The organism is Streptomyces sp. ICC1, assembly GCF_003287935.1.
Classification (GTDB): domain Bacteria; phylum Actinomycetota; class Actinomycetes; order Streptomycetales; family Streptomycetaceae; genus Streptomyces; species Streptomyces tritrimontium.
On record NZ_CP030287.1, the window covers coordinates 97,267 to 110,779 of the forward strand.

The following is a 13,513-nucleotide window of genomic DNA, read 5'->3' on the forward strand; positions in this document are numbered from 1 at the left end:
CCCCGCCGACCTGGCTAAGGTCATGGCATGAGTACGCAACTGCGCGCCGGCGGCGCCGAGGTGACCATCGACCAGGAGAACGGCTGCCGGATCAGCAGTCTGCGCGTCGACGGGACGGAGCTGCTGAGGCAAGGGGACCACTACGGCTCCTTCCCGATGGTCCCCTGGTGCGGCCGCACCAGGAACGGGCAGTTCCAGGACGGCGCGACCCTGCACCAGCTGCCGCTCAACCACCCGCCGCACGCCATCCACGGCTTCGGCCGCGACGCCGCCTGGCGCCCCGCCCGCGCGACCGCCACCGAGGCCGCGTTCACGTACCCGCTCGCCGACCCCTGGCCGTACGACGGGCTCGTCACGCAGATCTTCGAGCTCGGCGAGGACGCGCTGACCCTGACCATGGGCATCGAGACGTACGAGGACTCCTTCCCGGCGCAGGCCGGCTGGCACCCCTGGTTCCACCGCAACCTCGGCAACGGCGGCGAGGACGTGCGCATCGCCTTCGACGCCGCCTGGCAGGAGGAGCGCGGCGCCGACCACCTGCCCACCGGCAACCGGATCGACCCGAAGACCGGCCCGTGGGACGACTGCTTCGGCATGCCCTACGGCGTGGACGTCACCCTGACGTGGCCCGGCGCGCTGGAGTTGAAGGTCGCCAGCCGCTCCGAATGGGTGGTCGTCTACGACGAGGAGCCCGAGGCCGTCTGCGTGGAGCCGCAGTCCGGCCCGCCGAACGGCCTGAACAGCCTCCCGCACCTGGTCACCCCGGTGGACCCGCTGGAGATCTCCACGACCTGGAGCTGGCGGCGCCTGGCTTAGGGGCCTTTCCCGGCCCCACTAAGCTCGTGCCCATGAGTGACGTACGCGATGAGCTTCTGCAGCAGATCAAGGACAAGGCCGTCGTGCACGGCAAGGTGATCCTGTCCTCCGGCCTCGAGGCCGACTACTACATCGACCTCCGCCGGGTGACCCTCGACGGCAAGGCGGCCCCGATGGTCGGGCAGGTCATGCTCGACCTCACCGCCGACCTGGAGTTCGACTGCGTCGGCGGCCTGACCCTGGGCGCCGACCCGGTCGCCACCTCGATGCTGCACGCCTCCGCCGCGCGCGGCGCGACCCTGGACGCCTTCGTCGTCCGCAAGGCGCAGAAGGCGCACGGCATGCAGCGCCGTATCGAGGGCACCGACGTGAAGGGCAAGCGCTGCCTGGTCGTCGAGGACACCTCGACCACCGGCGGTTCCCCGCTGACCGCCGTCGAGGCGGTCCGCGAGGCCGGCGGCGAGGTCGTCGCCGTCGCGACGATCGTCGACCGGGGTGCGGCCGACGCCATCGCCGCGGCCGGCCTGCCCTACCTCACCGGCTACCAGCTGGACGATCTCGGCCTCTGAGAAGAGCAGGGGGCGTTTCACGCAACTGGTGACTTAGGTCCCCAAGCCCCGCGGCGCAGCGCACCGACCGCTGCTGACCTGGGCTTTTCCGGCCGGGTGGAGTGTTTCACGTGAAACACTCCACCCGGCCGGATCCATGTCGCGCCGTCACCGAGGTGGAGTGTGCCGCCGAGTCTGGAAAGATGGGCCCGACGGCAACGTCGCCCCCAGGTCAGGGCCCGCAATAAGCACACTCCCCGCACATCCAAGGAGCGGACAGATGCCCATCGCAACCCCCGAGGTCTACAACGAGATGCTCGACCGGGCGAAGGCAGGCAAGTTTGCCTACCCGGCGATCAACGTGACCTCGACCCAGACCCTGCACGCTGCGCTGCGCGGCTTCGCGGAGGCCGAGAGCGACGGCATCATCCAGATCTCCACCGGTGGTGCGGAGTTCCTGGGTGGCCAGTACAACAAGGACATGGTCACCGGCGCCGCCGCCCTGGCCGAGTTCGCGCACATCGTGGCCGCCAAGTACGACATCACCGTCGCGCTGCACACGGACCACTGCCCCAAGGACAAGCTGGACACCTACGTCCGTCCGCTGATCGAGATCTCCGCCGAGCGCGTGGCCCGCGGCCTGAACCCGCTCTTCCAGTCGCACATGTGGGACGGCTCCGCCGAAACCCTCGCCGACAACCTGGCCATCGGCCAGGAGCTGCTGGCCAAGGCCGCCGCCGCGAAGATCATCCTCGAGGTCGAGATCACCCCGACCGGCGGCGAGGAGGACGGCGTCAGCCACGAGATCAACGACGAGCTGTACACCACCGTCGACGACGCGCTGCGCACCGCCGAGGCCCTGGGCCTGGGCGAGAAGGGCCGCTACCTGCTGGCCGCCTCCTTCGGCAACGTGCACGGCGTCTACAAGCCGGGCAACGTGGTCCTGCGCCCCGAGCTCCTCAAGGACCTCCAGGCCGGCGTCGGCGAGAAGTACGGCAAGTCCTCGCCGTTCGACTTCGTCTTCCACGGCGGCTCGGGCTCCACGGCCGAGGAGATCGCCACCGCGCTGGAGAACGGCGTCGTGAAGATGAACCTCGACACCGACACCCAGTACGCGTTCACCCGCCCGGTCGTGGACCACATGTTCCGCAACTACGACGCGGTCCTGAAGGTCGACGGCGAGGTCGGCACCAAGTCGAAGTACGACCCCCGCACGTGGGGCAAGGCCGCCGAGGCCGGCATGGCCGCGCGCGTCACCGAGGCCTGCGCGAACCTGCGTTCCACGGGCACCAAGCTCAAGTAGTCGCCCGGCGTCCCGAGTCTCGAGCCGTGCGCTCGCAACCCGGGGCGCCGAGCCGTGCGCGAGGGCCCGGGCCCGCCGTCTTCGGACGGCGGGGCCGGGCCCTTCGCGCATGCCGCGATACCCCAGACTGTGGGCATGTCCATTCACCAGAACCTCCTCGGGGGCCCCGCCCCCACCCACCTCCCCGACGAGCCGGGCCGCGCGGCCATCGCCGCCGGCACGCCCGCCGTCGAGGTGGCCGCCGCGCACCCGACCTCCTCCCTGGCCTGGGCCCTCCTCGCCGACGAGGCCTTCGAGGCCGGCCGCACGGTCGAGTCGTACGCGTACGCCCGCACGGGCTACCACCGCGGCCTCGACGCGCTGCGCCGCGCGGGCTGGAAGGGCCACGGCCCGGTGCCGTGGGAGCACGAGCCGAACCGCGGCTTCCTGCGCGCCCTGAACGCCCTGGCCCGCGCGGCCGGCGCGATCGAGGAGAAGGAGGAGTACGAGCGCTGCTCGACCTTCCTGCGCGACTCCTCCGAGACGGCCGCGGACGTCCTCGGCGCCTGACGCCGCACGCGGCCGGGCGGGTCCGGCGCCGGGCGGGGTCCTCGGACCCGTCCGGCCCGGCCCCGGTCGCCGGACGTGACGTACGCCACTCACTATTGAAGCCCTGCGGCACGACGGTCTTATGATGCGGACAGGGGACCGGAGCTCCACTCACCTCACCGGAAGGAGCGGACCGCTACCCGGAAGCACGTATCGAGGAGACAGCGATGTCGCACGCCCTTGATGCCTCCGGAGACGGCGGTTCGGACACCCCGAACCTCGACTTCGCCGGCACGACCCCCTACGAGGACTACGTCCAGGCGGACGTCCTCACCCACCTCCAGCACCTGCGCTCGGACGACCCGGGCGAGATGGTCTTCCTGGTCACCACCCAGGTCATGGAGCTGTGGTTCACGGTCATCGTCCACGAGTGGGAGACCGCCGCGCAGGCGCTCCGCGAGGACGACCTCCCCGTCGCGATGGACGCGCTGAAACGATCCCTCCGCGAGCTGGAGGCCCTGAACGCCTCCTGGCGCCCCCTCGCCCAGCTGACCCCGGGCCAGTTCAACTCGTACCGCGCCGCCCTCGGCGAGGGTTCCGGCTTCCAGTCGGCGATGTACCGCCGGATGGAGTTCCTGCTCGGCGAGAAGTCCGCCTCCATGCTGGTCCCGCACCGCGGCGCGCCGCGCGTCCACGCGGAGCTGGAGAAGGCCCTCCACGAGCCCAGCCTCTACGACGAGGTGCTGCGCCTGCTCGCCCGCCGCGGTCTGGCGGTCCCGGCCGACGTCCTCGACCGCGACCCGGCCCGGCGCCACGAGCCCTCGCCCGAGGTGGAGGCCGCCTGGACCTCCCTGTACGCGACCCCGGACGCCCACCCGGACCTGCACCGGCTCGGCGAGGTCCTGACGGACGTCGCGGAGCTGGTCTGGCGCTGGCGCAACGACCACCTGGTCGCCACCCGCCGCGCGATGGGCGCCAAGACGGGCACGGGCGGCTCGGCCGGCGTGACCTGGCTGGAGAAGCGGGCCACGAAGAACGTCTTCCCGGAGCTCTGGACGGCGCGCAGCCATGTCTGAGCCGACCCTGTCCGCCCGCGCCGAAGCCCTGGACGCGGCGGACCCCCTCGCCAAGCTCCGCGACCGCTTCACCCTCCCCGACGGCGTCGTCTACCTCGACGGCAACAGCCTCGGCGCCCTCCCGGCGGGCGTCGCGGCCCGCCTCGCGGAGGTCGTCACGGAGCAGTGGGGCGCCCGCCTCATCCGCTCCTGGACCGAGGGCGAAGCCAACTGGTGGAACGCCCCCGAGCGGGTCGGCGACCGGGTGGCCCCGCTGCTCGGCGCGGCCCCCGGCCAGGTGGTCGTCGGCGACTCCACCAGCGTCAACCTGTTCAAGGCCCTGGTCGGCGCGGCCCGCCTCGCCGCGCCCGGCCGCGTCGAGATGCTCGTGGACGCCGCCACCTTCCCCACCGACGGCTACATCGCCGAATCGGCGGCCCGGATGACGGGCCTGCGGGTCGTCCCGGTGGACCCGGCCCGGGCGGCGGAGGCGATGACGGCCGACACCGCCGTCGTCCTCCTCAACCACGCCGACTACCGCACCGGGCGCCTGCACGACCTCCCGGCCCTGACCGCCGCCGCCCACGCGGCGGGCGCGGTCATCGTCTGGGACCTGTGCCACACGGCCGGCGCCCTGCCCGTCGACCTCGACGCGCACGGGGTGGACCTCGCGGTCGGATGCTCGTACAAGTACCTCAACGGCGGCCCCGGCGCCCCCGCGTACCTGTACATCGCCGCCCGCCACCAGGCCGCCTTCGACTCCCCGCTGCCCGGCTGGAACGGCCACGCGGAGCCGTTCGCGATGACCCCGTCCTACGAGGCGGCGCCCGGCGTGGTCCGGGGCCGGGTCGGGACGCCCGACATCCTCTCCCTGCTCGCCCTGGAGGCCGCCCTCGACGCCTGGGACGGGGTCGCGGTCGAGGACGTCCGGGCGAAGTCGCTCGCGCTGACCGACTTCTTCCTCGAGTGCGTGGCGGCGTACGTCCCCGACGGCAGGGTCGAACTCGTCACCCCCACCGGGCACGGGCAGCGGGCCAGCCAGGTCTCCCTGCGGACGGAGAACGCGGCCGAGGTCATGCGCGAGCTCATATCCCGGGGCGTGATCGGGGACTTCCGGGCCCCCGACATCCTGCGCTTCGGCTTCACCCCGCTGTACGTCGGTTTCGCCGACGCGGAGCGCGCGGCCCGCACGTTGGGTCACATTTTCGGGTGACCTGGTAGCACCAGGTAGCGAAACGTCACATCAGCGCGCGGGCGGGGCTTCGGCCCCGCCCGCGCCCATATCCGCCCGGCCCGCCACGGATGGGCCCGTTCCAGCCTGATACGGTCCCGCTCTGCCGGGTACACCGGAACATCTGTCCCCCCTGTCCCATGCGTTACCGGAGGTTGAGCCGATGACGGACCCCGCAGTCGAACGGGACGCCGCCGAGGCCGCCTCGGCCTTCTCTCATCCGCCGGTCGCCCCCGACGCCACGGCGGCCTACGGGGAACACCCCGACCAGATCGTCGACTTCTACGCCCCGCGCGGCGAAAGGGCCGACGGCTCCGCCCGGTCCGCCCCGCTGGTGGTCGTCCTGCACGGCGGCGCCTGGCGCGCCCCGTACGACCGCCACCACATCACCCCCTTCGCTGACTTCCTGGCCCGCCGGGGTTTCGCCGTCGCCAACGTCGAGTACCGGCGCGGCAGTTCCCTGCCCCACCAGGACGCGGCCGGCCCCGTCGCGGGCCGCTGGCCGGAGACCTTCGACGACGTGGCCGCCGCGATGGACGCCCTGCCGGACCTGGCCGCCGCCGCCCTGCCGCAGGCCGACCCCCGGCGCACGGTGCTGACCGGCCACTCGGCGGGCGGCCACCTCGCCCTGTGGGCCGCGGCCCGGCACGTGCTCCCGCCGGACGCCCCGGCCGGCTGGCGGCTGCCGTCCCCGCCGCTGCTGCGCGGGGTGGTGGCGCTGGCCCCCATCGCGGACTTCGCGGTGGCGCAGGAGCTCGGGGTGTGCGGCGGAGCTTCGGCGCAACTGCTCGGCGGCGAGGCCGTCTTCGCCGAGCGCCGCCCATACGCCGACCCGGCGGCGCTGCTCCCGACGGGCATCGCGACGGCGGTGGTCCAGGGCCGTGGCGACATCGTGGTCCCGGAGGCGGTGTCCGAGGCGTACGTGGCGGCGGCCGCGCGGGCGGGGGAGACGGTGGGCCTGACCCTGCTGGACGGTGTCGGCCACTTCCCGCTCATCGACCCGGCGGCGGACGCGTGCGCGGTGGTCGCGGAGGAGCTCTCGCAGCTGGCCTGGTAGGGCCGGCGGACGCCTGGCGAACCGGCCAGTCGGGGACGTATCCGGGCCAACTCCCCCCGCCTCGTGGATACCCGGGTGATCATGCCCGGCCGGGTCTGTACGCTGAGCGGGATTTCATCCTGAGCGTGTTCAAAAAATGGGGGGCCGGTGCGCAATCGCCGTCTCGTAATGTCCGCTGCCGCCATCGTCACGGCGGCCGGAGCAGGACTCATACCGGTCACGGCCCACGCGGCCGATCCGGTCAAGCCGGGCGTCCACAAGGTGGCCTCGCCCGCCATCAGCGACCTGGACAAGGCCTCGGCCGGGTTCCAGACCTTCACCAGCCCCAAGGACCGCACGGTCCGCAAGCCCCTGAACGCCGCCAAGGGCGCCGCCGTGGCCGCGCAGGCCGCGGAGGGCAACCCCGACCTCGGCATCGTGCTGGAGGCCAAGGCCGTCTCCGCGCACGGTTTCGCGCTGACGACCACGGTCAACAGCGCGAACGCCTCGCTCAACGTCGTCATCGACTGGGGCGACGGGCAGAGCGACCAGGCCGACCCGTACGGCTCGGCGGTGCTCCAGCACACGCACGCGTACGCGAAGCTCGGCGAGTACAACGTCAAGATCACGGTGAAGGACCCGGTGAACAACGCCGAGGTCTCCAACGTGCTCGAGGTGCAGACCGCGGGCTCGGACTTCACCCCGTACGGGCCGACCCGCCTGCTGGACACCCGTAACGGCACGGGCGCCGCGAAGGCCAAGGTGGCCCCGTACGCCACGTCCCGCGTGAAGATCGCCGGCAACGGCAAGATCCCCGAGGGCGTCACCGCGGTGGCCCTCAACCTCACCGTCACCAACGCCACCAGTGCGGGCCACGTGACGGCCTTCCCCTCGGGCGGCGAGCGCCCGACCACCTCGAACGTCAACTTCGAGGCCGGTCAGACCGTGCCGAACCTGGTGATCGTGCCGGTCGGCAAGGACGGCTACGTCGAGCTGTACAACGGCGGCTGGGAGCCGGTCGACCTGCTCGCGGACGTCACCGGCTACTTCGGCCGCAAGGCCGCGAGCGGCTACACGCCGAGGGACCCCGCCCGCATCGTCGACACCCGCTCGGGCATCGGCACCCAGCGCGGCCAGCTGGCCGGACAGGGCTCCTTCAAGATCCAGATGCCTGCCGGGCTCCACACGGCCATCGCGCTCAACGTGACGGTCACCAATCCGCGCGAGGACGGCCACCTGACCGCCTACCCGAGCGACCAGTCGGCGCCCACCACCTCGAACGTGAACTTCAAGACCGGGCAGACCGTCGCCAACTCGGTGATCGTGCCGGTCGCGGCCGACGGCTCGGTCACCATCCGCAACGGCGCCTGGCAGCCGACCGACGTGGTCGTCGACCTCGTCGGCACCTACGGCAAGGACAGCTCCGGCTCCTTCGTGCCGCTCAAGAAGCCGGCGCGGTGGCTCGACACCCGCGCCTGGGGCAAGGGCCAGGCGCCCGCGCGCGGCTACGTCTCCAGCCACTTCTCCCCGGGGGAGGAGGGCATCGCGGGCTACGTGCTGAACACCACGGTCACCAACACCGTCGGCGACGGCTTCCTGTCGGTCGCGCCGGACCCGAACACCGCGGAGGACTACGCGAACGGGACGAACCGCTGGCCCGACCGGCCGGTCGCCTCCACGCTGAACTGGACGGCGGGCAAGACCGTCCCGAACCTGGTCCAGGCGAGCTCCGGGAACACCGGAATCGTCGACTTCTGGAACCAGGGCTGGGAGGACGCCGACCTGATCGTCGACATCTTCGGCTATTACGAGACCAAGTAGCCGATCCCGTCCGCGCCCCGGGACCGGCCGTAAGGCCTGGTCACGGGGTGCGGGAGGGGAGCGGTATGTCCCTCTGTACGCTGAGCACACTTTCGAACCGGTTCAGGTGTTCAGCAGAAAAAGGGGGGGCCGGTGCGCAATCACCGACTCATGTTTTCCGCCGCTCTCATCGCGGCGGGCGTAGGCCTCGTACCGAGCGCGGCCCAGGCCGATCCGGTCACGTCCGACGGCCGCTCGGTCGCCGTTCCCGATGTGGACGCGGACTTCGACAAGGCCCTGGAAGGCGCCAAGAAGACCTTCTCCAGCCCGGCGGACCGCACGGTCCGCACGACGCTGCCCGCCGCCAAGGGGATGGCGGCCGCGCAGTCGGCGGACGCGGGCAACCCGGACCTGAAGGTCGAGCTCGACGGCTTCAGCAACTCCGCGCTCGGCGCCTGGCTGTCGGTCGCCGTGCAGAGCGCCGACGTGCCGCTCACGGTCACCATCGCCTGGGGCGACGGGACCGAGGACGTGGTCCAGACGACGGGCAGCCTGGCGGAGAACTACCACCACGTCTACAAGAAGAGCGGCGCGTACACCGCCAAGGTCACCGTGAAGGACGCCGCCAACAAGGTGGAGGCGTTCAACCAGCTCGCCGTCACGCTGATGGGCTCGGACTTCACCCCGCACGCCCCCACCCGCCTGCTGGACACCCGCTCCGGGACGGGCGCGGCGAAGACCAAGGTCGGCGCGCGCAGCAGCGTACGCGTGAAGATCGCCCAGAACGCGCAGATCCCGCAGGGCGCCACCGCGGTCGCCCTCAACGTCACGGTCACCAACACGACCGAGGCCGGGCACGTCACCGTCTTCCCCGGCAAGGGCTCCGAGCGTCCGGACACGTCGAACGTCAACTACACCGCCGGCCAGTCCGTCCCGAACCTGGTGATCGTGCCGGTCGGCGAGGACGGCTACGTGGAGCTGTTCAACGGCGGCTGGCAGCCGATCGACCTGATCGCGGACGTGACCGGGTACTTCACCCAGAGCGCCGCGAGCGGCTACACCTCGCTGGCCCCGACCCGCTTCGTCGACAGCCGCAGCGGCCTGGGCACCGCCAAGGGCCAGGTCCCCGGCTACGGGACCTTCTCCACCCAGATCAACGGCCTGGGCGGGGTCCCGCAGACCGCCACCGCCGTCGCCCTCAACGTGACCGTCACCAACCCGCGCGAGGCCGGCCACCTGACGGCCTTCCCGAGCGGCGGCGCGGTGCCCAGCACGTCCAACCTGAACTTCACCGCCGGCCAGACCGTCGCCAACTCGGTGATCGTGCCGGTCGGCCCCGACGGGAAGATCAGCGTCCGCAACGGCAGCTGGCTGGGCGCCGACGTCATCGTCGACGTCGTCGGCTACTACAGCCCGGAGAGCAAGGCCGCGTTCGTCCCCTTCGAGCCGGGCCGCATCTTCGACAGCCGGGACCCGGAGTACGGCCCCGTGGGCCCGGCGCCGGCCCGCGCCTACCTGCGCATGCAGATCTCGGACGGGGAGGGCGTGGAGGGCTACGTCCTGAACACGACGGTCACCAACCCGACCGACACCGGCTTCCTCTCGGTCTCCCCGGACCCGAACGCGTGGGAGGACTACGAGAACGGCACCGCGGAGGAGCCCCAGCGCCCCGTCTCCTCCACGCTGAACTGGACCCCGGGCCAGACGGTCCCGAACCTGGTGCAGGCGAGCGCCGGCGAGCACGGGGTCGTGGACTTCTGGAACCAGAGCTTCGGCACCGCGGACCTGATCGTCGACATGTTCGGCTACTACGGCTCCAACTGACGGGCATCCCCGCCTGAAACGCCGGAAGGTCCCGCCCGATCCCACGATCGGCCGGGACCTTCATCGTGTTCGCTTCCGAGCCTTTCCGGCCGCCGGATCTGGCCGGAAAGGGGTTATGTACGCTGACCTGGCTTTCGAACTTGATCGACTGCCGAACGAAAATAGGGGGCCGGTGCGCAATCGCCGACTCGTAGTTTCCGCTGCCCTGGTGGCGGCGGGTGTGGGGCTCGTACCCGGGACGGCTCAGGCGGCGGGTCCCGCCGCTCCCGCCGCCCACGGGGTGGCCGCACCCGGAACGACCGCGGACCGGGCCGGGGGGCCCACGTCCGAGACCTTCCACAGCGCCGGCGACCGTACGGTCGTCACGCCGTCGGCCGGCGCCGAGACCGGGAAGGGCGCGAGCGCGCGGGCGCAGGGCGCGGCCGGCCAGGCCGCCCCCGTGATCGAGCTGGACGCCTACGCCGTCAGCGCGCACAAGATCGACTTGGTGACCGCCGTCACGGGTGCGGGCGCCGATCTCGATGTCACCGTCTCCTGGGGTGACGGCGTCACGGAGAACCCCACCGCCTCCGGCGGGGACCACCGCAACCTCGTCCACACGTACGCCGAGGTCGGCGCGTACACCGTCACGGTCACGGTGAAGGACACCAAGAACAACGTCCAGGCCGTGAACCAGATCGAGGTCGTGACGGCGGGTGGCGAGTTCACCCCGGTCGCACCCGCCCGGCTGCTGGACACCCGCGCGGGCATCGGCGGGGCGAAGGCCAAGGTCGGCGGTCGGGGCAGCGTGTCCCTGAAGATCGGCGGCACCGGCGCGATTCCCGCGGGGGTCACCGCCGTGGTCCTCAACGTCACGGTCACCAACACCACCGAGGCGGGCCACATCGCGGTCCAGCCCGGCCGGGACTACGTCGATCCCGAGACGTCGAACCTCAACTACACCGCGGGCCAGAGCGTCCCGAACCTGGTCATCGTGCAGGTCAAGGACGGCTGGGTGCACCTGGTCAACGGGGGCTGGGCCCCGGTCGACCTGATCGCGGACGTCACCGGCTACTTCACCGCGTCCTCGGCCAGCGGCTACACCACGCTGTCCCCGGTCCGTGCCGTCGACACCCGCTCGGGCCTGGGCGCGCCGAAGGGCCAGGTCGCCGGGCAGGCGAACCTCGGCGTCACGGTCGCCGACCGCAACGGTGTCCCGAAGGGCGCCACCGCCGTGGCGCTCAACCTGACCGTCACGAACCCGAAGGAAGCCGGTCACCTGACCGTCTACCCCGGCGGGCAGCAGGCGCCGTCCACGTCCAGCGTGAACTTCGCCGCCGGCCAGACCGTCGCCAACTCGGTGATCGTGCCGGTCGGCCCCGACGGGAAGATCGTCGTCCGCAACGGCAGCTGGCAGCCCGCGGACGTGGTGATCGACGTCGTCGGCTACTACAGCCCCGACAGCCAGGCGGCGTTGTGGCCGATCGGGCCGTACCGGCTGATCGACACCCGCGAGGACACCTGGTACCGCAAGGCCGGGCCGGTGGCGGCCCGCGAGTACCTCCCGCTGCCGCTCATGGGCGACTCGGCCTCGCCCGTCGACGGCTGGGCACTGAACGTCACGGTCACCAACACGCGCGACGTGGGCTTCCTGTCGGTGTCCCCGGACCCGAACACCTGGCCCGACTACCAGAAGGGCACGCAGGTCACACCGGCCCGGCCCGTCTCCTCGTCCCTGAACTGGACGGCCGGCCAGACCGTCCCGAACCTGGTCCAGACGTCCGGTGGCAAGGGTGACGTCATCGACTTCTGGAACCAGGGCTGGCAGTCCGTCGACGTGGTCGTCGACAGCCTCGGGATCTACCAGAAGGACTGATCCGCCCGGCCGGTGAGCACCGGACACACGGAAGGGGCGGTGCGCACCGTACGGTGCGCACCGCCCCTCCCGATTGCCTCGTGCCTAGAGGAACGAGTTGATCTCGATCGTCTCGGTGCGGCCGGGGCCGACGCCGATCGCGGAGATCGGGGCGCCCGACATCTCCTCGAGGGCCTTGACGTACGCCTGGGCGTTCTTCGGGAGGTCCGCGAAGGTCTTGGCCTTGGTGATGTCCTCGGACCAGCCGGGGAAGTTCTCGTAGATCGGCTTCGCGTGGTGGAAGTCCGTCTGCGAGTACGGGAGCTCCTCGACGCGCTTGCCGTCGATCTCGTACGCGACGCAGACCGGGATCTCCTCCCAGCCGGTCAGCACGTCCAGCTTGGTGAGGAAGAAGTCCGTCAGGCCGTTGACGCGGGTCGCGTAGCGGGCGATCGGGGCGTCGAACCAGCCGCAGCGGCGGTCGCGGCCGGTGGTCACACCGCGCTCGCCGCCGATGCGGCGCAGGGCCTCGCCGTCCGCGTCGAACAGCTCGGTCGGGAACGGGCCGGCGCCGACGCGGGTCGTGTACGCCTTCAGGATGCCGATGACGCGGCTGATCTTCGTCGGGCCGACGCCGGCGCCGGTGCAGGCGCCACCGGCGGTCGGGTTGGACGAGGTGACGAAGGGGTACGTGCCGTGGTCGACGTCGAGCAGCGTGCCCTGGCCGCCCTCGAAGAGCACGACCTTGTCCTCGTCGAGCGCGTTGTTGATGATCAGGGTGGTGTCGGCGACGTACTGCTTGATCTGCTCCGCGTACCCGAGGAGCTCTTCGACGATCTGCGCCGACTCGATCGCACGGCGGTTGTACAGCTTCGTGAGGAGCTGGTTCTTGCCCTCGAGCGCCGCTTCGACCTTCTGGGTGAGGATCGACTCGTCGTAGAGGTCCTGGATCCGGATGCCGACGCGGTTGATCTTGTCCGCGTAGGTCGGTCCGATGCCGCGGCCGGTCGTACCGATCTTGCGCTTGCCGAGGAAGCGCTCGCCGACCTTGTCGAGGGTGACGTTGTACGGCGTGATCACGTGCGCGTTGCCGCTGACCAGCAGCTTGGAGGTATCGATGCCGCGCTCGTTCAGGCCGCGCAGCTCGGAGAGCAGGACGGCCGGGTCGATGACGACACCGTTGCCGATGACCGGGGTGCATCCGGGGGAGAGGATGCCGGAAGGGAGAAGGTGCAGCGCGTACTTCTGGTCGCCCACGACGACCGTGTGGCCGGCGTTGTTGCCGCCCTGATAGCGCACTACATAGTCAACGGATCCACCGAGCAGGTCGGTGGCCTTTCCCTTGCCCTCGTCACCCCACTGAGCTCCGAGCAGCACAAGAGCGGGCACAGGCGTACACCTCTTCCGGATGGGGCATGTCCAAGGTCAGGGGGCGTACGACGATGTACACCGCAGGCTGAGCCGTCGGACCGGTACCCCGGAATAGACGAAGGCCCTGGCGCAATAGCGCAAGGGCCTCTTGCACAAAGATGCTACCC

Annotated in this window: 11 protein-coding genes; 10 read left to right on the plus strand and 1 reads right to left on the minus strand. The window is 71.3% G+C overall.

What is annotated here, in order from left to right:
• The first annotated feature begins 27 nt into the window (after positions 1 to 27).
• The 10 genes from DRB96_RS00430 (at position 28) to DRB96_RS00475 (ending at position 11,996) form a co-directional block, all read left to right on the plus strand.
• Positions 28 to 816: an aldose 1-epimerase gene (locus DRB96_RS00430; RefSeq protein WP_112446236.1), complete on the plus strand. Its 789-nt coding sequence runs from the start codon at positions 28 to 30 to the stop codon at positions 814 to 816.
• A 32-nt stretch (positions 817 to 848) separates the two neighbouring features.
• Positions 849 to 1,385 carry an orotate phosphoribosyltransferase gene (gene pyrE / locus DRB96_RS00435; RefSeq protein WP_112446237.1) on the plus strand — a complete coding sequence of 179 codons (537 nt, stop codon included), beginning with the start codon at positions 849 to 851 and terminating at the stop codon, positions 1,383 to 1,385.
• Between the two features lie 259 nt (positions 1,386 to 1,644).
• Positions 1,645 to 2,667: a class II fructose-bisphosphate aldolase gene (gene fbaA, locus DRB96_RS00440; RefSeq protein ID WP_112446238.1), complete on the plus strand. Its 1,023-nt coding sequence runs from the start codon at positions 1,645 to 1,647 to the stop codon at positions 2,665 to 2,667.
• A 135-nt stretch (positions 2,668 to 2,802) separates the two neighbouring features.
• Entirely contained in the window at positions 2,803 to 3,216 is a 414-nt protein-coding gene (locus DRB96_RS00445; RefSeq protein WP_112446239.1) for a DUF3151 domain-containing protein, read from the plus strand.
• 206 nt (positions 3,217 to 3,422) lie between these two features.
• Entirely contained in the window at positions 3,423 to 4,271 is an 849-nt protein-coding gene (locus DRB96_RS00450) for a tryptophan 2,3-dioxygenase family protein (RefSeq protein ID WP_112446240.1), read from the plus strand.
• Positions 4,264 to 5,463, plus strand: coding sequence for a kynureninase (gene kynU / locus DRB96_RS00455; RefSeq protein ID WP_112446241.1), 1,200 nt, complete (start codon positions 4,264 to 4,266; stop codon positions 5,461 to 5,463). The genes DRB96_RS00450 and kynU overlap by 8 nt, the downstream gene beginning before the upstream one ends.
• A 181-nt stretch (positions 5,464 to 5,644) precedes the next feature.
• Complete coding sequence (locus tag DRB96_RS00460; RefSeq protein ID WP_112446242.1) at positions 5,645 to 6,538, plus strand: alpha/beta hydrolase; 894 nt, start codon at positions 5,645 to 5,647, stop codon at positions 6,536 to 6,538.
• Positions 6,539 to 6,706: 168 nt separating this feature from the next.
• Complete coding sequence (locus tag DRB96_RS00465) at positions 6,707 to 8,338, plus strand: hypothetical protein (protein ID WP_112446243.1); 1,632 nt, start codon at positions 6,707 to 6,709, stop codon at positions 8,336 to 8,338.
• Positions 8,339 to 8,488: 150 nt separating this feature from the next.
• Positions 8,489 to 10,141, plus strand: coding sequence for a hypothetical protein (locus DRB96_RS00470; protein ID WP_112446244.1), 1,653 nt, complete (start codon positions 8,489 to 8,491; stop codon positions 10,139 to 10,141).
• 172 nt (positions 10,142 to 10,313) lie between these two features.
• Positions 10,314 to 11,996: a PKD domain-containing protein gene (locus tag DRB96_RS00475; RefSeq protein ID WP_162688458.1), complete on the plus strand. Its 1,683-nt coding sequence runs from the start codon at positions 10,314 to 10,316 to the stop codon at positions 11,994 to 11,996.
• Between the two features lie 84 nt (positions 11,997 to 12,080).
• On the opposite strand, the gene DRB96_RS00480 is transcribed toward DRB96_RS00475, so the two are convergent.
• The gene (locus DRB96_RS00480; RefSeq protein WP_112446246.1) at positions 12,081 to 13,364 is read right to left on the minus strand and encodes an adenylosuccinate synthase; all 1,284 of its coding nucleotides are present in this window, start codon (positions 13,362 to 13,364) and stop codon (positions 12,081 to 12,083) included.
• Positions 13,365 to 13,513 lie beyond the last annotated feature (149 nt).

Bases quoted from the DNA above. Each gene is read 5' to 3' on its own strand.
- DRB96_RS00465 (WP_112446243.1), top strand. From the start codon at position 6,707: ATGTCCGCTGCCGCCATCGTCACGGCGGCCGGAGCAGGACTCATACCG.
- kynU (WP_112446241.1), top strand. From the start codon at position 4,264: ATGTCTGAGCCGACCCTGTCCGCCCGCGCCGAAGCCCTGGACGCGGCG.
- DRB96_RS00445 (WP_112446239.1), top strand. From the start codon at position 2,803: ATGTCCATTCACCAGAACCTCCTCGGGGGCCCCGCCCCCACCCACCTC.
- pyrE (WP_112446237.1), top strand. From the start codon at position 849: ATGAGTGACGTACGCGATGAGCTTCTGCAGCAGATCAAGGACAAGGCC.
- fbaA (WP_112446238.1), top strand. From the start codon at position 1,645: ATGCCCATCGCAACCCCCGAGGTCTACAACGAGATGCTCGACCGGGCG.
- DRB96_RS00430 (WP_112446236.1), top strand. From the start codon at position 28: ATGAGTACGCAACTGCGCGCCGGCGGCGCCGAGGTGACCATCGACCAG.
- DRB96_RS00470 (WP_112446244.1), top strand. From the start codon at position 8,489: ATGTTTTCCGCCGCTCTCATCGCGGCGGGCGTAGGCCTCGTACCGAGC.
- DRB96_RS00460 (WP_112446242.1), top strand. From the start codon at position 5,645: ATGACGGACCCCGCAGTCGAACGGGACGCCGCCGAGGCCGCCTCGGCC.
- DRB96_RS00450 (WP_112446240.1), top strand. From the start codon at position 3,423: ATGTCGCACGCCCTTGATGCCTCCGGAGACGGCGGTTCGGACACCCCG.